Origin of the sequence: Pseudomonas fakonensis (genome assembly GCF_019139895.1) — a bacterium.
Lineage (GTDB): Bacteria > Pseudomonadota > Gammaproteobacteria > Pseudomonadales > Pseudomonadaceae > Aquipseudomonas > Aquipseudomonas fakonensis.
In genome coordinates, this window is sequence record NZ_CP077076.1 from 993,577 (window position 1) to 1,012,750 (window position 19,174).

Genomic DNA, 19,174 nt, shown 5'->3' on the forward strand with positions numbered 1-19,174 from the left:
GCTGTCACGCGCAAAGCCAGAAACAAACGCAGCTCCTGTCAAAGCGGGCGCAACAAGCCAAAGCGCTTGCGCAGCACCCAGTCCAGCAAGCGCTGCGGCAGCAGCCGTGCCATCAGCGGCAGGGCGGTGCTGCCATTGCCGATGCGCACCAGCGCCGGCACCGGCGACTTGCGCGTGGCGGCCAGCAACTCCTGGGCGAACACCGCAGCTGGGGTGGGCCGGTCCTGCGAGGCGCGCGCCCGGGCCTGCACCTGTTCGCGCAGCGGCCACCACGGCGAATCGGCGCCCAGCACCTGCTCGGCCTGCTGCTGGGCGTTGCTGGCGAACTGCGAGGCGATGGCGCCGGGTTGCACTTCCATCACCCGGATGCCGAACGGCGCCAGCTCCAGGCGCAGGGCATCGCACAGGCCGTGCACGGCAGCCTTGGAGGCGCAGTAGGCGCCGGCGAACGGGGTTACCAGCACGCCGGAGACGCTGCCGATGTTCACCACCAGCCCGCGCGAGCGGCGCAGCAGCGGGAACAGCGCGCGGGTTACGCCGACCACGGCGAACACGTTGGTTTCGAACTGCTGGCGCATGGCGTCGACGCCGCCGTCCAGCAGCGGGCCCATGGCGCCGTAGCCGGCGTTGTTGATGAGCATGTCCAGTTGCGGCAGCTCCTCGGCCAGGCGGGCGAGGGCGTCGGCATCGTTGACGTCCAGTTGCCGGGCGGTGAAGCCGGCACTGGTCAGCTGTTCGACATCCTGCTGCTTGCGGGCGGTTGCCCAGACATCGTGGCCGGCATCGCGGAAGGCGTCGGCCAGGGCGCGGCCGATGCCGCTGGAACAACCGGTGATGAGGACGGTGGGCATGGGGCGGGCCTGTTCTGTGTGGGTATGGAGAACCCTATCGCGGGGCAAGCCCGCTCCCACGAACACACCGTGGGAGCGGGCTTGCCCCGCGATAGGGCTGAATCAATTGGCGAATGTACCTTGCAGGTGCTCGGCACGAAACTCCAGGGTCTGTGCCCGGTACCCCGAGCGCAGTGGCGGCACCGGCAGGCAGTCGCTCCACTCGCGGCCCGGCTGCAATTCGCCGGGGCCTCGGTAGCGTGGGGCGTTGTAGGTATTCTCGGCCAGGTTCACGGTGTCGCCGGGGGCATAGGCCGCCACGCGCCAGCGCAGTTCGGTCAGCGGGGCCTTGTTGCCGTTTTTCATGCGCACCTGCAAGGCGCGGTCGGCGGGGCACTGGTCGGGGGCGTAGCTCAGGCGGATGTCCAGGCGGGCCAGTTGCGAGGCCTCGCGGGTGTCCTGCCAGACCACCCCCAGCGCCACCAGCCCCAGGCCGCACACGGCCGCCAGGGAAATCGGCAGGGCCTTGGCCGGGTAGCGCAGCAGCAGGACCAGCCAGGTGAGGATGAGCAGGGCGCCGATGATCATGGTGGGCAGGCCTTGGTGGCGGGGGTTCGATCATCCTAGCGGGAAATGGGGTGGGGCTCAAAAGCATCGCCGGCAAGCCGGCTCCTGCAGGGATCTTTGCAGGAGCCGGCTTGCCGGCGATCGGGCCCTCAGCGGTTACTGCGCGATGGTCTTCACCGAAACCCCGCGCTCCACCGGCGTGGAGGTACGCCCATACACATCCTCGAAGCGCTCGATGTCATCTTCGCCCAGGTAGCTGCCGGACTGCACCTCGATGATCTCCAGCGGGATCTTGCCCGGGTTGCGCAGGCGGTGCACCGAGGCGATCGGGATGTAGGTGGACTGGTTCTCGGTCAGCAGGAACACGTTCTCGTCGCAGGTCACCTCGGCGGTGCCGGAGACCACGATCCAGTGCTCGGCGCGGTGGTGGTGCATCTGCAGCGACAGCGCAGCACCGGGCTTGACGGTGATGTGCTTGACCTGGAAACGCCCGCCCATGTCCACCGAGTCGTACGAGCCCCACGGGCGGTACACCTCGAGGTGGTTCTGGGTCTCGGTCCGGCCTTGCGCGTCGAGGGTGTTGACCAGTTGCTTGACCCCCTGAACCTTGTCCTTGTGGGCGATCATCATGGCGTCCTTGGTTTCGACCACCACGATGTTCTCAAGGCCGATCACCGACACCAGCTTGCCGTTGCCGTGGATCATGCAGTTGTGGCTGTCCTGCACCACCACATCGCCCTTGGTGACGTTGCCGTTGTCGTCTTTTTCGTGCACGTCCCACAGCGACGACCAGCAGCCCACGTCGCTCCAGCCGGCCGACAGCGGCACCACGCAAGCGCGCTGGGTCTTTTCCATCACCGCGTAGTCGATGGAGTTGTCCGGGCAGCAGGCGAAAGTGGCTTCGTCGATGCTCAGCACATCGGCCTCTTCGTCGCTGCGCTCCAGGGCCAGCAGGCAGGTGTCGTAGATGTCCGGGTCGTGCTTTTTCAGCTCTTCGAGGAAGCGGCTGGCGCGGAACAGGAACATGCCGCTGTTCCAGAAGTAGCCGCCGGCGCGGACGAACTCGTTGGCGCGTTTTTCATCGGGCTTTTCGACGAACTGCGCAACCCGCGCCACGCCTTCGGGCAGCAGCGCGTCCTGGCTGGAGCGGATGTAGCCGTAGCCGGTTTCAGGCTTGGTCGCCGGCACGCCGAACAGCACCATCTCGCCACGCTCGGCGGCCACGGTGGCCAGGGCCAGGGCACGTTGCAGGGCTTTCTGGTCCTCGATCACGTGGTCGGCCGGCAGCACCAGCATCAACTCGTCACGGCCTTCGTTGACCAGCTTCATGGCGGTCATCGCCACCGCAGGGGCGGTGTTGCGCCCGAACGGCTCCATGAGGATGGCCTGGGTTTCAAGTTTCAGGGCGCCCAGCTGCTCCTGGACGATGAACTTGTGGTCCTTGTTGCAGACCACGATGGGGGTGTCCATGCCTTCGAACACCAGGCGCTCGATGGTCTGCTGGAACAGCGTGTGTTCGCCGGTCAGTGCCAGGAACTGCTTGGGGAACTGCTTGCGCGACAGAGGCCACAGACGCGAACCGCTACCACCAGAAAGAATTACCGGGATCATCATGTTTCTCCAATAGTTTTTAAGAGGCAGGGGGATCAGTTGCTAGCCACGGGGCGAGTTACCCACACCGGCGACAGGCTGTTGCCGGAACCGGTGACATACAGCACGGCCGCTTCGCCGCGCTCCAGGGCGACGGGTTTGACGTCGCCGACTTTCTTGTCGCCTGCATACAGGGCAAGGTTGACCTTGACCGGATTGATTTCACGTTCGCCACGGCCCTTGGCAGCCACCGGCTTGACCACTTCGGTCTTGCCGTCGGCGGTCTTCAGGGTCAGCTGCTGGTCGCTCAAGTTCTGCACGCGCACCAGGGCTTTCTGCTTGTTCTTGAACGGCGGCTCTTCGATCAGTTGCGGGTTGCCGCCTGCGTTGTTGACCAGGGTGTAGTACTTGTCGGCAGCCAGCTTCACCGGCACGCTCTTGCCGCCCACCTGGGCTGTGTAGTCACCGCCTGGCAGGAAGCTGAAGTCGCTGCTGGCCTGGGCGCCGACCTGCTTGATCTGGGTGTTGCCCACCGATGCTGCGGTCGGGGCACTGGCTGCGTTGTACAGGCGCACGAAGGTCGAGCCCTTGGGTGCGCTTGGGCCATACAGGGCGGCGTCGGCGCCGGCGAAGGCCTGCATCGAAGCCAGGGTCAGGCCGGCCGCGAGGGTGAGGGCTTTGGCAATTTTGGTTTTGCTAGTCATGTGCGTGTTCCTCTCTATCAGTGGTCCGTCCGGTTGGACGACAAGGCCAGGTTTTCTTCGGATTTGCGGGAGTTCTTCAGCTGCGCGATCCACTGCGGGTCGAAGCTGCTGAGGTCGTTTTTCATCGGCAGATAGCGTTCGGGGAATTCCCACACCACCACCTGTGGCGGGGCGTCTTTGAAGGCGTCGCTTTGCAGGTACTTGAGCATCGGCAGCAGCGGGCCATGGCCGTCTTCGGCGTAGTTGGCAACGTCGCTGCGCAGGGCTTGTTGCAGCGCGCCGAGGAAGTTCCAGTGCGGGTTGGCGCTGTAGCTGGTGCCCACCAGCGCCACCGGGATCTGGCTGTCGTCGAACAGCGCGTCGCCGCCGCTTTCGCCTTCGGCCTGCACCGGGTGGGTGCTGCGTTGCTGCAGGTTGTCCGGGGTCGGCAGCAGGTTGCTGAACAGTGGGTCGAGCGGCAGGAAGTTGGTCAGGTCGCCCTTGTACGGCGCGCTGGCACCGGCCTCGGTGATGAACTGCTGCGGCTCGCCGCTGAGCAGTTGCTGGCGGCTGACTGCCTCGGCCACGGCCTGGGCCACCACCTCGGCGCCCATCGGTGTCCAGTGGGTGTCGGTGCGCAGGAACACCTGGCCACGGGCCTTGGCCTGCTCCAGCGGCGCCAGCAGGTCGGGGGCCAGCACGTTGGCCTGGCGCACCTGGGCGTGGAACTGGTTGAACAGGTCGTCGTGCAGGCTGGCCGGGGTCTCTTTGCCGATGTACTCGGCGTACAGCCGCGCCTTGGCCGGCACGATCGCCAGCACCAGTTGCACGCCCTGGCGCTGCAGCGCATCGCGCACGCCGCGCACCAGGGCCAGGTTGTCCTGCATCTGCTGCTGGGCACCGGCGGTGGGGTTGAACTCCTCGTCGGTGAACAGCCACTGGTCGCGGCCCAGTACCACGCCCGGGCGGCCTTCGTTGAACAGCTTGAAGTCCAGCGCGGCCCACAGGTTGGTGCCGATGCGCTTGATCGGGAACTGCTCGTCGTAGTGGGTTTCGGCGGCCTTGGCCAGCTTGCCGTTGAGCAGGGTCATCTGTTCGGTGCGGTTGAAGCTTTCCAGCCCGCCGACCGACCAGACGCCCAGGCCTACCAGCAGGCCCATGAACGACAGCGAATAGGTGATGCGAAGTGTCCGGTTCATGATCGATGCCTCAGAACTGGAAGTACAGGAACGGTGAGTAGCTCTGCGCCGAGAGCTTGAGCACCGAGGCGACGAACAGCAGCAGCACCAGGGCGCGGGTCATCACCCGACTCCAGTCCAGGCCGATCGAGCCGTCGGTATTGATGTGCACCGGGGTGCGTGGCGCTTGCGCCGGGGTGGCGTTGCGGTAGAAGTCGCGCAGGCCGAAGAACGCCAGGGTCAGGTAGGCGACGATCAGCGTGGCTACCTGCAGGCCGGTGAGCTGGGCGCGGTTGAGTTCCGACAGCTGCCAGTCGCCGAAGCTGAACATGGCGCCGTACATGCGCGCGGCCACGTGCAGGTTCTCGGCGCGGAAGATCACCCAGCCGACCACCACCAGCAGGAAGGTGAAGGCCCACTTCACCGGGTTGAAGCGCTGCGGGTTGGTGTCCAGGCCCAGCGCCCGTTCGATGGCCAGCCACAGGCCGTGCCAGGCGCCCCAGATGATGTAGGTGAAGTTGGCGCCGTGCCACAGCCCGCCCAGCAGCATGGTCAGGAACAGGTTGCGGTAGGTGTTGAAGGTGCCTTTGCGGTTGCCGCCCAGGGTGATGTACAGGTAGTCGCGCAGCCAGGTCGACAGGCTGATGTGCCAGCGGCGCCAGAACTCGGTGATCGACTGGCTGATGTACGGCTGCTTGAAGTTCTCCATGAAGCGGAAGCCCATCATCAGCCCCAGGCCGATGGCCATGTCGCTGTAGCCGGAAAAATCGAAGTACAGCTGCGCGGTGTAGGCCAGCGCGCCCAGCCAGGCATCACCGGTGGTGGGGTTCTGCAGGGCGAAGCAGTGGTCGGCCACCACCGCCAGGGTATCGGCGATGAACACTTTCTTGATGAAGCCCTGCATGAAGCGGGTGCAGCCTTCGGAGAACTTGTCCAGGGTGTGGGTGCGGTTGTTGAACTGGTCGACCAGGTCCTTGAAGCGCAGCACGGGGCCGGCGATCAGGTGCGGGAAGATTGCCACGAAGGCGGCGAAGTCGATCAGGTTGCGGGTGGCCGGGGTGTCGCCGCGGTACACGTCGATGATGTAGCTGATCGACTCGAAGATGTAGAACGAGATACCGATCGGCAGCAGCACGTGGGTGAGGATGAACGGCTCCAGGCCCATCGAGGTCATGATCGCGTTGAGGCTGTCGACCCCGAAGTTGGCGTACTTGAAGTAGCCGAGGATGCACAGGTCGACGCCCACCCCCAGCAGCAGCCAGCGCTGCGCGGGCTTGGTGCGTACGCCGGCGGCGCCCACCTTCAGGCCGATCCAGTAGTTCCACAGGGTGACCCCGGCGAACAGGGCGAGGAAGTCCACCCGCCACCAGGCGTAGAAGATGTAGCTGGCAACCAGCAGCAGCAGGTTGCGGTAGCGGTTCCCGCTTATGTAGTACAAGCCGAGGAAAACCGGCAGGAACAGGAACAGGAACACGTTGGACGAGAAGACCATCCCGGTTCTCCTAGTTATGCACAGCACTCGGGGCACAGCGCCCCCCAAACCCCCCGCGCCAATGCAGGGGAAACCTTTGTTGCCTCAACCATTGCTGGCGAGGGCTTCGCCCTCGTTTCGCGACACAAGGCCGCTCCCACAAGAGCCCTGTTCATTCAGCCAAGGCGCGCACCCTGTGGGAGCGGCCTTGTGTCGCGATGGGCCGCAAAGCGGCCCCGGCTTTACTTCTTTTCTGCGCTCGGGTCATAGACCCGGGTCATGTCGCCGCCGAGCCTGAAGCTGTTGAACGGCTGCATGTGCTGCTTGCGCTGCTGGGTGTCGCCGACGCAGTGGTACAGCGCGCACCAGGGCTCGAGCCAGGAGTACTTGCTGTTCTCCTTGAGGTCGGTCAGGTCCTGCTTCTCGCCAGCACGTTCCTTGAAGTGGATCGGGTCGCGGGCGCCGGCCAGCACGCCTTCACCCAGGCGTTGCAGGGCGAAGTTGTTCTCGGCGCGCAGGTCCACGCCGTTGGCCTGGGCAAAGCTTGCGATCATCGCCAGCGGCGGCAGGGCGTAGTTGTGGTAGGCCAGGGCGCGCTGCTTGCGTTTGACTTCGTTGGGCAAGAAGCCCTGCTCGTCGACCTGGTTGGCGCCGACCTTGTATTCCTTCACTGCCCAGTCGAACAGGTCGCGGCGGTCGGTGGCCACGGCGGTGGCCATCACCGACCAGGCTGCCCAGTAGCTGTGGTTGTTGATCTTCTCGAGCGGCAGGTCGCTCCAGTCGCGCACGGTTTGCTCGGCCAGGCGCGCCAGCCATTTTTCGATCTGCTCGGCCTGGGCCTGGTGTGCGGCTAGCGGCTGGGAGTTGGAGAACTTCAGGCGCAGCCACGAACCGCTCATGCTGCCCAGCGCCCATTTGCGCATGGATTTGCCGGTGTGGTTGAAGTCGGTGGACTCCAGCGCATCGGCCTTGGCCCAGCTCTGCAGCCAGCTGAGCACACAGTCGAGCTGGGCCGGGCGGCCGTCGCGCATGTACTGGCCGACCATCTTGCTGACGCCACGCTCCAGCCGGGTGATGTCGGCGGTGGAATCGCGGAAGGCCTTTTCCGAGGCTTTGTTGAGGGTGGCGCGGGCCTTGTCGGAGCCCTCGTATTTGCTGCGAAACTGCAGCGAGCCGGTGTACGGCTTGGGCGCCGCTTCGCAGCTGAAGTTGCCGTCGCCGGTCTTGAGCTTGTCGATACCGGCGTAGTAGCCCTGGGGCGGCACCAGCGCGGCCTGCGCCGCCGCGCCGAACAGGGCGAGGGCGAGCAGGGCGGGTGCGGTCTTGCGGCTGAACGATGTCATGGGTCGCCTCACTGGCCGGCCTGCGCGGTATGTTGCGCGGGGCTGGCGAAGTTATTGCGTTTGCACAGTTTCGCTTCGACTTTCTGGGTGCCGCTTTCCGGCCCTTGCACCTCCAGCGCCAGCAGATTCTGGCTGGCCCAGTCTTCGTCTTCGCGCATCTGGAAGACAAAGCGGCCATCGGTGTCGGAGGTTTCGGGCTTCTCGATCTTGATGTCTTCGTGGCGGCCGTTGAGGTACCACAGGGTGGCCTGCAACACCTTCACCGAGGTGTCCTCGAACTTGATGTCGAGTTGGTGGTTGCGGTTGACCAGGTCCTTGATCACGCCGCCCTTGCCGTTGACCATCAGCTCGTTCTTGCCGGGCTTGAGGGTGGCGCTGGCGCTCATCTGCGCCGGGCGGTCGTCGCAGCCGTCGTCGAGCAGGGCGAGGATCTGCCGCCAGATGGTTTCCTGGTCGAGGCGGTACAGCGGCGAGAACTCCCACACCAGGATCTTCGGCGGGTTGTTCTGGAACTCTTCGCTGCCCAGGTACTGGATCATCGAGCCTTCCAGGCCACCGCCGGGGAAGGCGACGTTGAGCACGTCGGCGCCGATGTATTGCTCGAGGAAGCCCGAGAAGTTGTAGTTCTTGCCGCTGTGGCTGGTGCCCACCAGGGTGATCTGGGCGTTGCCCGAGTCGCCGAACAGCTCGTCGCCGCCGGCGGCGCCTTTGGGTTCGGTGGCGAACTGGTCCATGTACTGCACCGCGTAGCTGGTGCCGCACAGTTGGCCTGCGACGTTGTGCAGGGTACCGGTCTTGCCCATGCGCCCGGATTTTTTGGTTTCGAATTCCTTGCGCGCAATACCTTCGAAGGCCGGCATCTTGTGCACGGTGTCGGCCACGATTTTTGCCGCGCGCTCGGCGCCGTACGGCGTCCAGTGCTGGTCGCCGCGGAAGTAGAAATCCTTGCCCTGGTCGGCGGCGGCCAGCTGTTCGTTGGTCAGCGGCGACAGGTCGGGCACGTTGTAGCCCATCTTGCTGAAGCGGGCGAGCATGGCCTGGTAGTTGTGCAGGGCCTTTTGATAGTTGAAGGCGGCCTTTTCTTCAGGCTTGAGCATGTTGCGGTTCACCAGGCCACGGGTCGGCTGGTAAACCACTACCAGCTCCACGCCGCGCTTCTTGAACGCATCGTGCACTTGCTGCAGGCGCTTGTAGCCGAGCGCGGTGGTGTCGAACTCGGTGCGCAGGTCTTCGCGGGTACGGAACAGCCAGTCGCCCTGGGCTTGCACCAGGGTGGTGAAGTTCTGCTGGTAGCGGGTGGTGTAGCGGCTGGCGTCGTGGGCTTCGGGGCACAGCTGGCAGCAGGGCTCGGCGCTGAAGGTCGGTGCAACGACGTCTTCGGCGCGCACGCCCTGGCTGATGGCCAGAAGGGCGGCGGACAGGCCCAGCAGTTTCATCAAGTGTGGGGTCATGGTCTGGGCTTCCTTAGTCGATCATTTCGGTCTGGCGTTCGACCGGGTCGATCAGCACAGCCTTTTGCTGGCGCACCAGCAGGTCGAGGATTTCGTCCTGGCGCTCGCCAAGCACGCCGTTGAGGCTGATGCCGCTGGACTTGCGCGGCATCAGCATGGACACCTTGTACAGCTCCACCGACAGCGGCGAGTCGATCGACAAGGGGCCGGAGCCGTTGGCCGCCAGCTCGCCGCCGACCACGATCAACGACACCTTGGTGTCGAACGGGTCGAGGGCGATGTCGCGGTCGGTGTCGGAGAGGTCCTTGATGTGCCCGTACACCCCCACCAGGCCGTTGGCCATGGCGATGTTCTCGTACAGGCGAATGTTCACGCTGTTGCGCACGCGGATGCCGTGGCGGCGGTTGTTGATCAGCTTGTTGCCCCAGATCAGGTTGTCGCCGCTTTCGTACAGGGTGATGCCGTCGGTGTGGTTGCGGTAGATCTCGTTGTAGGCGATCAGGTTGTTGACGCTGTTACGGTCGATCACCACGCCCGAGAGCTTGTTGTCGTAGCTCTTGTTGTTGATGATCCAGCTGTCGTTGACCTCACGCGAGACGATGATCCCGTGCTTCTTTTTTGTGCCGTACACGGTGTTGCCGGCGATGATCAGGCGGTGCGAGCGGTCGTGGGGGTCGATGCCGTAGACGATGTTGTCGCGGTAGGTCGAGTCCTTGACCACGAAGTCGCTGGTCTCGTAGCAGTAGAAGCCGTACCACATGTCGCTGAACTGCGAACCCACGATCCAGCCGGTGGGTTCGCTGCGGCCCATCTGCTTGGCCATGTTCGGGGTGTACTGCGAGATGCTCACGCCGTACGACTTGGACTTGGAGTAGCCGAAGCTTTCCATCTTGCTGTTGACGATGTAGGTCTCGGTGCCGCCCCAGCTGAGCAGGAACGGGCGAAACTCGTCGGGCTTGCGGAAGGTGGCCGGGCCGTTGGCCTGTTCGCGCCAGCCGGTCACTTGCGTGTCACGCACGAACAGCTTGCCGTCGTTGACGATGAACGAGCCGCCCTCTTCGGACAGGCGCAGTTGCTTGACCTTGCCGTCGATCTCCAGCACGCCCTTTTGCCCGACCACGATCGGCAGGCGCGCCAGGTACACGCCCGGTGCGGTTTCGCGCAGGTATTGCTTGGGCACCTTCTTGCTCAGCTCGACCAGGTCGACATGGCCGTCGTCGATGAAGATCGCCTGGGGGATGCCGTGCTGGCGGCGTACCCATTCGGCGCCCTTGTTGTCGCCACCGATGAACTCCTTGAGGCTGTCCTCCTGGAGCATGCGGCGTACGCTGACCTTGCCCTTGTGGCGGCGGTCGATCTTTTTCTCCACCGCTTCGGCGGTGTAGCCGGACAGGTCGGGCAACTTGGGCGGGTCCATGTGCAGCGGCTCGATCGGCGCGCTGGCCACGGTGTAGGTCTTGGCCTGTTGCAGCTCTTTGGCGATCACCGCAGGCTCGGCCGCGGCGACCATGCCGCTGGCCAGCAGCAGGGCGCTGGCGAGCAGGCTGTGGCGAAGGTTCGGGTGCAGGTTCATAAGGGTCCTCTCCCGGCCTCAGAAGCGCCAGATCACGTCGACGAAGGCGCGGTGCATGTACGAGTCGGCTTCTTTGCCGTAGGCATCGCCCGGCTTGAACACACCGGCGCGCAGGCGCACCAGCGCCGATGGCTCGTCGATCGCCTGGCTCATGGAGGCTGGCAGCAGGCCTTGCTTGAAGTACTTGGTCACCACCACGTCCATTTCCTGGCCGAGGTCTTTTTCGCCGTTGATCAGCGGGCGGTTCACGCCGCCGTCGTCGACCACCGCGTTGATACCGCTGGAGCCGATGTTCTGCTTGCCGTCCACGCGCCAGAACTTGTGGTAGATGAAGCTTGCGTCGTAGTCCTCGCGCAGCTGCCAGCTGGCGAACAGGGTGGCCGCCTGCAGGTTGCCCAGCTCGCCGCGGAAGGCCTCGCCGAAGCGGTGCACCCGCGAGCGGGTACCGGTGAAGTTGGAGCGGTTGCTCTCAAGGCCGGTCTGCTCGAAGTTGTTCGAGCCGTCATCACCGCCGCCGCCGCTGCCGCGGGCGTAGGCCGCGCCCACCTGCCACTGCGGGTCGAGGCGCAGGCGAATGCCAAGGTCGGTGGCCCAGGCGTTGACGTCGCCGCTCTGCTTGCCGGTGGCCACCTGGTCGTTGCCCACGGTGCTGGTGCTGAGGGTGTCGCGGTCGCCGGTCAGCCAGGTGACGCTGCCCCAGTAGTTGACGGTATGGTCGTTGCGCCAGTTGTAGGCGTCGCTGTTGGCTTCCAGGCCCAGCCAGGTGAGGTCGCCGGTGCGGGTCTTGTCCAGTGAGTCGACGGTTTCGCCGGGGCTTTTCAGGCTGCCGCTGTCATGGGTGTGGTGGGCGCGCAGGCCAACCCAGTGGCCCGGTGTCCACTGCGTGGCGACGTTGCCGTAGATGTGCGTGCGGTCCTTGTCTTCCGGGGCCAGCTCGGTGAGGTCGGTGCGGTATTCGCTGAAGCGCTGGGCCACGCCCAGGTCGGCCTTGAGCAGGGTGGTGTCGAAGGTCCAGTTCAGCGCCTCGATGTTGGTGTCGCGCCACATGCCGTCGTCGCTGCGCAGGCGCTGGCGGCCGAAGCGCAACTGCTCGCCGGGGTAGGCGGTCAGGCCGCTGTAGCCGACCCAGAACTCGCGCATGGCCAGGTAGCTTTTATCCTGCTTGCGCCCGTCGTCGGCGGTGTCGGTGCTGGTGCCGTCGTCGTTCTGGCGCAGGGTGTCGGTTTCGATGGTGTCGGTGGCGGTAACCGCCTGGCCCATGGCGTAGGCGCTCCAGTTGCCGCGCTCGCCGTACACCCAGGGGCGCAGGTCCAGGCCCAGGCCGTTGACGTCGCCGCCGGAGCGGGTACCCAGGTCGCGGTCGTCTTCGGACTGGCCGGTGATTTTCACGTCCAGGCCGAAGTTCTTCTGCGCGGTCTCGGCGGCCAGGGTCGGCATCGACCACAGCAGGGCGAAGCTCAGGCCGATGCCGGCTTTCACGAAGGGATTGAGCGTCATAGCGAGTCCTCGGCGTCTACTGCTTTTTCGTCGTCTTGCAGGGCCTCGAGGGCCAGGGTGCTGTTGGCGCCCTGGAACAGGCTGGCGCGGGCCTTCTGTTCCTGCGCCAGCAACTGCTGGGCCTGGCTGCGTTGCTCAGGGCTCAGTTGCTGGTCGAGTTGCTGGGCAAGCTCGGTGGACTGCGGCGTGGGGTTGGCCTGGGACAGCTGGGCGAACACCCAGGCGTTGGTCGGCGCCGGGCGAATGCCGTGGCCTTCGCTGAACAGCTGGGCGAGGGCGTAGTCGGCGCTGTTCTGCCCGCCACGGGCAGCGGCCAGCAGGTGGTCGACGGCTTTTTGCGGTGCCACGTCGCCCAGGTAGCCACGGCGGTACAGCTGGCCGAGGTAGTAGTCGGCGCTGATTTCGCCGGCGTCAGCCGCGGCTTGCAGGTGCTGCTCGGCTTTCGGCGCGTCAGCCGGCACGGTGCGGCCTTCGTAGTACAGGCGGCCGAGCAGCAGCTCGGCGCGCGGTTGTTCGGCTGCGCGGCCCTTGTCGATGTAGGCCATCAGCTGGTCGGTGTCGCCCAGCTCGGGGAAGTCATACAGCAACTGGGCGAGGGTCACCCACGAGGCCGGGTTGGCCGGGGCGACTTTTTCCAGCAAGTCTTTTGCGGTTTTTTCGTCGGTCTGGCCAAGGCTGCGGTCGGCGAGCACACGGGCCACGCTGTCGACCCGGCTGGCGGGGACAGTGCCACGGGCATAGGCCGACTCCAGCTGCTTGAGCAGGGCGGCCTGCTGGTCGGGCTGGGCGCGCTTCTGGTAGACGGTGGCCAGTTCCACGTAGCAGATGTCGGTGCTGGCGAGGGCGGCCTTGCAGATGTTTTCCACCTCGCCCAGGTGCTGGTCGTAGGTGCCCTGGGTGCGGTACAGCAGTACCTGGGCCAGGCCCGCCTCGGGGTTGCCGGCGGCGCGCCATGTATCGATCTGCTGCTGGGCGTTGACCTTGGGGAAGCTCTGCGGGTACTGCAGGTAGAGCATCGCCAGCGGGATCAGGGTGTTGCCTTCGCCGCGCTGGGCGGCGAGCTTGAGCAGGGTTTCGGCTTCTTCGCGCTCGGCCTGGGTGCTGTCGGGCTTGGCCACCAGCAGGCGGCCAAGGCGTGCCTGGGCGCGTGGCGAGGTGGCGGCGGCGTCGCGGTAGGTGGCCTCGGCCTCCTTGAGCTTGGCCGGGTCGCGGGTGGCCACCTTGATATCGGCCAGGCCCACTTGCGCGTCGCTGTAGCCCAGGTCGGCCAGGGCCTTGTAGTTCTGCTCGGCGGTGGCGGTGTCGCCGCGCTTGAGCGCTTCGTTGGCCAGGCGCTGGTCGGGCAGGCCGGCACAGCCGGCCAGGGTGATGGCCAGGGCCAGCAACGATACCGCCCGTGGGAGCGGGCTTGCCCCGCGATTGGTATGGGCTGTGCCGCCGCTATCGCGAGGCAAGCTCGCTCCCACGTGACTTCTTGTTTGCATGCGGTTCATCACGAGGTCCTCTTACAGCCCGCGGGCCACGGCCTTGTCGATCAGCCAGTTCAGCGACGGGCCACGGTCGCTGTTGACCGAGGCCGGGCGCCCGGCCAGCTCTGCCGGCAGGCTTTCGTCAGGCTTGATCTGCACGCGGATGTCGGAGGCCAGGTTGTCGGTGTCCAGGCTTTCGCTGCCGACGATGCGGCCGGTGCGCACGTCGTTTTCGCCGGCGATCTGGAAGTTGACCCGGGTGCCGGGCTTCACTTCGTCGAACTGGCGGTAGCTGAAGCGCGCCTCGACGGTGGGGATGCTGGTGCGCGGTACCAGGGTGAACACCGGCTGGCCTTTGCTGGCGTACTGGCCGTCATCTACCAGTTGGCGCGAAACCACGCAGTCGCACGGGCTGGTCAGGGTGCCGGAGAGCTGCTTGCCGAACAGTTCCTCGACCTTGGCCGGTTCCAGCTGCGAGTCGTCCAGGTGGCCCTTGAGCAAGTCCAGCATGCTGGTGTTGAAGGTCGCCAGCGGCGCGCCCTTGGCCACAGCCGTACCACTTTGCACCAGGCTTTGCACGCTGCCGTCGCGGGGCATGGTGACGCTGGTGGCAGGTACCGCCACCACGCCGGCTTCGGCGTGGCTGACGAAGTACAGGCCGTACAGCGACTTGGCGACGAAGCCGAAGGCCACCAGGCCGACCGCGAACACCCCGGCGGTGACGGTGACGGCGCGCAGGCGGCCGAATGCCGACAGGCCCGAGCCACCGTCGCGCTGCTTGCGCGCCTTGGTGAAGTTGTCGCGTTGCAGGGTGCTGAGCACATCGCCGACGCTGATCAGCTCACCGGACAAGTGGGTGGTGATGATGTGGCGCAGGGTGGCGATGTCGCGTGGTTCGAGGTTCTGGAACTCGGCACCGGTACGCCCGGTTTGCGGGTTGCTGGTACGCACCAGAAACTCCACATCCATCGACAGGCCGAGGTTGTCGACCACGAACTGCAGGCGGCCGCGCATCACCTCGTCCACCGGCAGGGCGCCTTTGGCGTGGAACGACAGGCCGCCGGCAGACAGGTCATCGACCTTCACTTCCTGCGGGTCGTTGTTGGCGTCGCGGTAGCGCAGCTTGGCGGGGATACGCACCCGGGCGTGCTGGCGCTGCGCTTCGGACTCATGCACGACATTGACGTTCACGGCGGTATTCATGGTGATTTCGTTCCTGTTATCCGATCCGGGGTGGGCTCACACGACCATGAACAGCACGGCGACGAAGATGCTCGCGGCCGAGAAGGTCATGGTCCGCGAGGACCAGGTGTTGAACCATTGTTGAAAGCTGGCAAGGTCACGCTTGAGGGCAGTGGGCTGGCGGGTCCAGGACTGCTTGTCGAGGCGGAAGAACACGTAGATCTTCATCACCGCGCCGACGATCTGGTTGTAATAGAGAATCAGCGGGTAGGCGGGGCCGACGTTGTGGCCCGAGCACAGCAGCATGATGGTGAGGATCAGGCGGGTGATGCCGATCCACAGCAGGTACACCAGCAGGAACTGCAGGCCGAACTTGAAGCTGGCGATCACTGCCACGGTCAGGCCGAGCAGGCTGGTCCACATCGACACGCGCTGGTCGAGCAGCACGATGCTGGTGAACAGCCCCAGGCGCTTGAGGCCCAGGCCCAGGGCGCGGGAGTTCTGCCGCAGGTTGTTGCCGTACCAGCGGTACATCAGCTTGCGGCTGGCCTTGATGAAGCTCTTCTCGGGCGGGTGCTCCACGGTGTTGATGGCGGCATCGGGCACGTAGAAGGTGTCGTAGCCCAGGCGCATCAGGCTGAACCAACTGGACTTGTCGTCACCGGTGAGGAACTTGAAGCGGCCCAGGCGCCAGTGCATCAGCGAGTCGCTCTCGACGTCGGCGATGAACTCGGGGTCGGTGACCACGCTTGCGCGGAACATCGACATGCGCCCGGTCATGGTCAGCACGCGCTTGGACAGGGCCATCGAGCACATGTTGATGTGGCGCTGGGCGAAGCGCAGCTTGTGCCACTCGCTCATGATGTAGCCGCCGCGCACTTCGCAGAACTCGTTGGTGGTCAGGCCACCGACGTTGGGGTAGAGCTTGAACCACGGCACGGTCTTGCGTACCACGCCTTCGGCGAGCACGGTGTCGCCGTCGATCACCGCCACCACGGCGTGGTCGTCGGGCATCATCCGCGAGATCGCCCGGAAGCCATAGGCCAGGCCATCGCGCTTGCCGGTACCGGCAATGCGCACGAAGTCCAGGGTGACGTGCTCGGGCGGGTTGTACTTGGCCCACAGGCTCTTGATCAGCAGCTCGTCGCTCATCTCCACCAGCGAGCACACCACGGTGGTGGGGTAGCCGCAGTCGATGGCCTCGCGGATCACCGAGCTGTACACCTGGGCGGTGGTCAGCGCCTCGATGCGAAAGCTGGTGACCATCAGGTACACGTGGGACGGGTCTGCGGCCTTGCCCAGCTTGCGCACCTTGCGCCGCAGGTAGGGGTAGACGATGTACAGGAAGATCATGCCGCGGATGAAATGGGTGGCGCCCATGGAGTAGCGCCAGATGCCGACAGCGCCGACCAGGAAGATGAAGTGCTTCGACTGCGAGTCGAAGATATCGCTGGGCAGGGCCAGGGCGATCAGCATGAGCAGGCTCATGTAGACCAGCCATCCGGCGCACTGCAGCAGCACTGTCTGGAACCTTTGCATGTTCGGCATCCGTCGAGAATTCGGGGTAGGCAGGGCGGCGCGCTGGGGAGGGACGCGCCGCCCGTGCGGGTTTACCAGCAGATGCCTTCGGTGCGGCTGGTGGTGCAGGTCGGCTTGCTCATGAAGCCAACCAGGTCGATCACCTGCTTGCCGGCCGGTGCCTGTTGGGCGAGGGCGCGGAATTTCTCGTCACGGTTGCCGAGCACGATGATGTCGGCGTCGCCTACCACCTGCTCGAAGTTGGCGTTGAGCAACGAGGAAACGTGCGGGATCTTCGACTCGATGTACTCCTTGTTGGCGCCATGCACCCGGGCGTACTCGACGTTCTGGTCGTAGATGTTCAGCTCGTAGCCCTTGCCGATCAGGCGCTCGGCCAGCTCCACCAGCGGGCTTTCGCGCAGGTCGTCGGTGCCGGCCTTGAACGACAGGCCCAGCAGCGCGACCTTGCGCTTGTCGTGGCTTTCGATGATGTCGAAGGCGTTTTGCACCTGCGACTCGTTGCTGCGCATCAGCGAGTCGAGCAGCGGCGCTTTCACGTCCAGGCTCGAGGCGCGGTAGGTGAGGGCGCGCACGTCCTTGGGCAGGCACGAGCCGCCGAAGGCAAAGCCCGGGCGCATGTAGTACTGCGACAGGTTGAGCACCTTGTCCTGGCAGACCACGTCCATCACGTCGCGGCCATCCACGCCAACGGCCTTGGCGATGTTGCCGATCTCGTTGGCGAAGGTCACCTTGGTGGCGTGCCACACGTTGCAGGTGTACTTGATCATCTCGGCCACTTCGATCGGCTTGCGGATCACCGGGGCGTCGAGTTCTTCGTACAGGGCCTGCAGCACGTCGCCGCTGGCGCTGTCCAGTTCGCCGATGACGGTCATCGGTGGGTGGTCGTAGTCCTTGATCGCGGTGCTTTCACGCAGGAACTCGGGGTTCACCGCCACGCCGAAGTCGACGCCGGCCTTCTTGCCCGAGCAGTCTTCGAGGATCGGGATGACCACGTTCTTGACGGTGCCCGGCAGCACGGTGCTGCGCACCACGATGGTGTGGCGGCGGGTGGTGTCGCGCAGTACGTAGCCGATTTCGCGGCACACCGACTCGATGTACTCAAGGCCCAGGTCGCCGTTTTTCTTGCTTGGGGTGCCCACGCAGATCATCGACACGTCGCTGGCGCGGATGGCTTCGGCGAAGTCGGTGGTGCCACGCAGGCGGCCATTGGCCAGGCCTTGCTGCAGCAGCTCTTCAAGGCCCGGTTCGACGATGGGCGACTTGCCCTGGTTGATCAGGTCGATCTTGGTGCGGGACACGTCCACACCAATCACCTCATGGCCCCGTGCCGACAGGCAACCTGCACAGACTGCACCCACATAACCCAAACCAAAGATGCTGATACGCATCGCATTCACCTCGTGTGTTTAATCACGCCAGCCCTTGCTCGCAAGAGCCGACCGGGTTGATTGACCAGCAGTTTTCGGGCGCACGGTGCCATGGCGAGAGCACACTTCACCGAGCGCAGGCATGAATAAATCCGGAGCGCAAAAATGTATGCGCTCAAAGTTGGCAGTCAAAGGCCAGTATTAAAAAGGCGTGCCCTGAAATGCAGCCGTCTTTATTGCAGAACGCACTTCGCGAACTGCTGTGCTTGTTCTTTCAAATTAAAAAATCTTTTGAAATCAACCACTAGGACGATTTTAAGGGGGCGCGTCTCTCCATGATTGGCAGGGCTTTTGGGTATTACCCGTTGCGCCTGCCTGGGTTTCCGTGCGGGTAGTGGATACCCGCTTGTTGTCATCTGTAAGTCATTTCTCACGTTGCACGCTTGAAACTCGTTACGGGTGCTATGAGCCATTGGTCGTAGCAGAAGTTCCTGGCTGGGTTCCGCGCGGATGAAAGATTTCTAAATATTTTTTCAGTGATAAATGCTCGCACTTTGATGGCACTGCTTAGTTTCACCCCCGGTTATAAAGGGCGAAAACGAAGCGGGATGCTCATGTGCCAGCATGTAAAAATTTTTTTCAAAAACCGTCAATTTTTGTACGAACGGTCTTATGGCGATCGGAAATAAGGAACGCAATGTTTGTTTCTTGACGCCATTAAATTGGCTAGTTTTGGCGGTGGTTGTGCCGGGTACTGCACGCATATTTGCACTGTTTTGGTGCGGGCAGGTGCTCGAAAGGACCCACCGCTGGCAGGCCAATGGGGCCTCCCGGTGCGCTTCTCAAAAAAATAGTGGGCAGGCGCGCAGCTGTAGCGCCTGGGCTCATACAAAAAGGGATGTTGAGAGGGATGGATCGATGAAAAAAGTGATGTCGAAGGGCGTTTTTGCCGTGGCCTCGTTGCTTGTCGCTGGCTTGGCTCAGGCTGGCCCGCCAGTGACGGTGACATTCAAGAACCTGGGTAGCCAGAACGCTGAACTCAAGCTGGTCACTGCCAATGAAACCAGTACCTATCAAATTGCCAAGCCTCAACCGGCCCGTACGGTACGGCCGAATGATTTCGTGACATTCGACGTGCAGCGGATTGTCAGCCCTGATGTGAATGGGGCTCAGTTGCGTTACGCCAGCGGCGGCAAGACTTGCGCATTCGGAACTACCTACCTGATGCGCACGTTGCCTGGAGGAATCAAGCAACCCCAGTGGACCAAGACTGCAACCCCAAGCGGTGGTGCGACCTGTACCGCCACCATCACCCGAACCAGTGCGGATTACTCATGGGCTGTTGAATTCACCATGAAATAAAGGCTTTTCGCCCGTCACTCAACTGCGCTGTTCCTCGCGGGGGGCAGCGCAGTTTGGGGGTGAAGCTCAGGA

At 64.3% G+C, this 19,174-nt stretch carries 15 protein-coding genes; 1 reads left to right on the forward strand and 14 read right to left on the reverse strand.

All coding sequences use genetic code 11. The features are described from left to right. Positions 1-38: 38 nt before the first annotated feature. From KSS94_RS04550 to KSS94_RS04615, 14 genes are all read right to left on the reverse strand, one after another. Complete coding sequence (locus KSS94_RS04550; RefSeq protein WP_217841855.1) at positions 39-851, reverse strand: SDR family oxidoreductase; 813 nt, start codon at positions 849-851, stop codon at positions 39-41. Positions 852-953: 102 nt separating this feature from the next. Beyond that, on the reverse strand, positions 954-1,418 hold the full coding sequence (locus tag KSS94_RS04555; RefSeq protein ID WP_217841856.1) for a multidrug transporter: 465 nt from the start codon (positions 1,416-1,418) through the stop codon (positions 954-956). A 135-nt stretch (positions 1,419-1,553) separates the two neighbouring features. Then, on the reverse strand, positions 1,554-3,008 hold the full coding sequence (locus tag KSS94_RS04560) for a mannose-1-phosphate guanylyltransferase/mannose-6-phosphate isomerase (protein WP_217843522.1): 1,455 nt from the start codon (positions 3,006-3,008) through the stop codon (positions 1,554-1,556). A 35-nt stretch (positions 3,009-3,043) separates the two neighbouring features. After that, complete coding sequence (locus KSS94_RS04565) at positions 3,044-3,691, reverse strand: alginate O-acetyltransferase AlgF (RefSeq protein WP_217841857.1); 648 nt, start codon at positions 3,689-3,691, stop codon at positions 3,044-3,046. Positions 3,692-3,708: 17 nt separating this feature from the next. Further along, positions 3,709-4,869 (reverse strand): alginate O-acetyltransferase, encoded by a 1,161-nt coding sequence (locus tag KSS94_RS04570; RefSeq protein WP_217841858.1) that lies wholly within the window; start codon positions 4,867-4,869, stop codon positions 3,709-3,711. A gap of 10 nt (positions 4,870-4,879) precedes the next feature. After that, positions 4,880-6,340, reverse strand: a complete 1,461-nt coding sequence (locus KSS94_RS04575) for an MBOAT family O-acyltransferase (RefSeq protein ID WP_217841859.1) — start codon at positions 6,338-6,340, stop codon at positions 4,880-4,882. Positions 6,341-6,561: 221 nt separating this feature from the next. Further along, positions 6,562-7,662, reverse strand: a complete 1,101-nt coding sequence (locus tag KSS94_RS04580; protein WP_217841860.1) for a mannuronate-specific alginate lyase — start codon at positions 7,660-7,662, stop codon at positions 6,562-6,564. An 8-nt stretch (positions 7,663-7,670) separates the two neighbouring features. Then, entirely contained in the window at positions 7,671-9,113 is a 1,443-nt protein-coding gene (locus KSS94_RS04585) for an alginate O-acetyltransferase (RefSeq protein ID WP_217841861.1), read from the reverse strand. 13 nt (positions 9,114-9,126) lie between these two features. After that, positions 9,127-10,686 carry a mannuronan 5-epimerase AlgG gene (gene algG / locus KSS94_RS04590; RefSeq protein ID WP_217841862.1) on the reverse strand — a complete coding sequence of 520 codons (1,560 nt, stop codon included), beginning with the start codon at positions 10,684-10,686 and terminating at the stop codon, positions 9,127-9,129. A gap of 18 nt (positions 10,687-10,704) precedes the next feature. Then, complete coding sequence (locus tag KSS94_RS04595; RefSeq protein ID WP_217841863.1) at positions 10,705-12,183, reverse strand: alginate export family protein; 1,479 nt, start codon at positions 12,181-12,183, stop codon at positions 10,705-10,707. Next, entirely contained in the window at positions 12,180-13,676 is a 1,497-nt protein-coding gene (gene algK, locus KSS94_RS04600) for an alginate biosynthesis TPR repeat lipoprotein AlgK (RefSeq protein ID WP_225935842.1), read from the reverse strand. Before algK ends, KSS94_RS04595 begins: the two co-directional genes overlap by 4 nt. A 12-nt stretch (positions 13,677-13,688) precedes the next feature. Beyond that, complete coding sequence (locus tag KSS94_RS04605) at positions 13,689-14,855, reverse strand: alginate biosynthesis protein Alg44 (RefSeq protein ID WP_217841865.1); 1,167 nt, start codon at positions 14,853-14,855, stop codon at positions 13,689-13,691. 36 nt (positions 14,856-14,891) lie between these two features. Beyond that, entirely contained in the window at positions 14,892-16,373 is a 1,482-nt protein-coding gene (locus KSS94_RS04610) for a glycosyltransferase family 2 protein (RefSeq protein WP_217841866.1), read from the reverse strand. A gap of 71 nt (positions 16,374-16,444) precedes the next feature. Next, positions 16,445-17,761, reverse strand: coding sequence for a nucleotide sugar dehydrogenase (locus tag KSS94_RS04615; protein WP_217841867.1), 1,317 nt, complete (start codon positions 17,759-17,761; stop codon positions 16,445-16,447). An 897-nt stretch (positions 17,762-18,658) separates the two neighbouring features. On the opposite strand from KSS94_RS04615, the gene KSS94_RS04620 reads away from it, so the two are divergent. Beyond that, a complete protein-coding gene (locus KSS94_RS04620; protein WP_217841868.1) occupies positions 18,659-19,102 on the forward strand; it encodes a cupredoxin domain-containing protein in 444 nt (147 codons plus the stop codon). The last annotated feature ends 72 nt before the right edge of the window (positions 19,103-19,174 follow it).

What these genes read in the sequence shown, in the direction of transcription:
- KSS94_RS04620 (WP_217841868.1), top strand. Translation starts at nt 18,659, where the DNA reads ATGAAAAAAGTGATGTCGAAGGGCGTTTTTGCCGTGGCCTCGTTGCTT.
- KSS94_RS04575 (WP_217841859.1), bottom strand. Translation starts at nt 6,340, where the DNA reads ATGGTCTTCTCGTCCAACGTGTTCCTGTTCCTGTTCCTGCCGGTTTTC.
- KSS94_RS04605 (WP_217841865.1), bottom strand. Translation starts at nt 14,855, where the DNA reads ATGAATACCGCCGTGAACGTCAATGTCGTGCATGAGTCCGAAGCGCAG.
- KSS94_RS04580 (WP_217841860.1), bottom strand. Translation starts at nt 7,662, where the DNA reads ATGACATCGTTCAGCCGCAAGACCGCACCCGCCCTGCTCGCCCTCGCC.
- algK (WP_225935842.1), bottom strand. Translation starts at nt 13,676, where the DNA reads ATGAACCGCATGCAAACAAGAAGTCACGTGGGAGCGAGCTTGCCTCGC.
- KSS94_RS04585 (WP_217841861.1), bottom strand. Translation starts at nt 9,113, where the DNA reads ATGACCCCACACTTGATGAAACTGCTGGGCCTGTCCGCCGCCCTTCTG.
- KSS94_RS04565 (WP_217841857.1), bottom strand. Translation starts at nt 3,691, where the DNA reads ATGACTAGCAAAACCAAAATTGCCAAAGCCCTCACCCTCGCGGCCGGC.
- algG (WP_217841862.1), bottom strand. Translation starts at nt 10,686, where the DNA reads ATGAACCTGCACCCGAACCTTCGCCACAGCCTGCTCGCCAGCGCCCTG.
- KSS94_RS04615 (WP_217841867.1), bottom strand. Translation starts at nt 17,761, where the DNA reads ATGCGTATCAGCATCTTTGGTTTGGGTTATGTGGGTGCAGTCTGTGCA.
- KSS94_RS04550 (WP_217841855.1), bottom strand. Translation starts at nt 851, where the DNA reads ATGCCCACCGTCCTCATCACCGGTTGTTCCAGCGGCATCGGCCGCGCC.
- KSS94_RS04560 (WP_217843522.1), bottom strand. Translation starts at nt 3,008, where the DNA reads ATGATCCCGGTAATTCTTTCTGGTGGTAGCGGTTCGCGTCTGTGGCCT.
- KSS94_RS04610 (WP_217841866.1), bottom strand. Translation starts at nt 16,373, where the DNA reads ATGCAAAGGTTCCAGACAGTGCTGCTGCAGTGCGCCGGATGGCTGGTC.
- KSS94_RS04595 (WP_217841863.1), bottom strand. Translation starts at nt 12,183, where the DNA reads ATGACGCTCAATCCCTTCGTGAAAGCCGGCATCGGCCTGAGCTTCGCC.
- KSS94_RS04570 (WP_217841858.1), bottom strand. Translation starts at nt 4,869, where the DNA reads ATGAACCGGACACTTCGCATCACCTATTCGCTGTCGTTCATGGGCCTG.
- KSS94_RS04555 (WP_217841856.1), bottom strand. Translation starts at nt 1,418, where the DNA reads ATGATCATCGGCGCCCTGCTCATCCTCACCTGGCTGGTCCTGCTGCTG.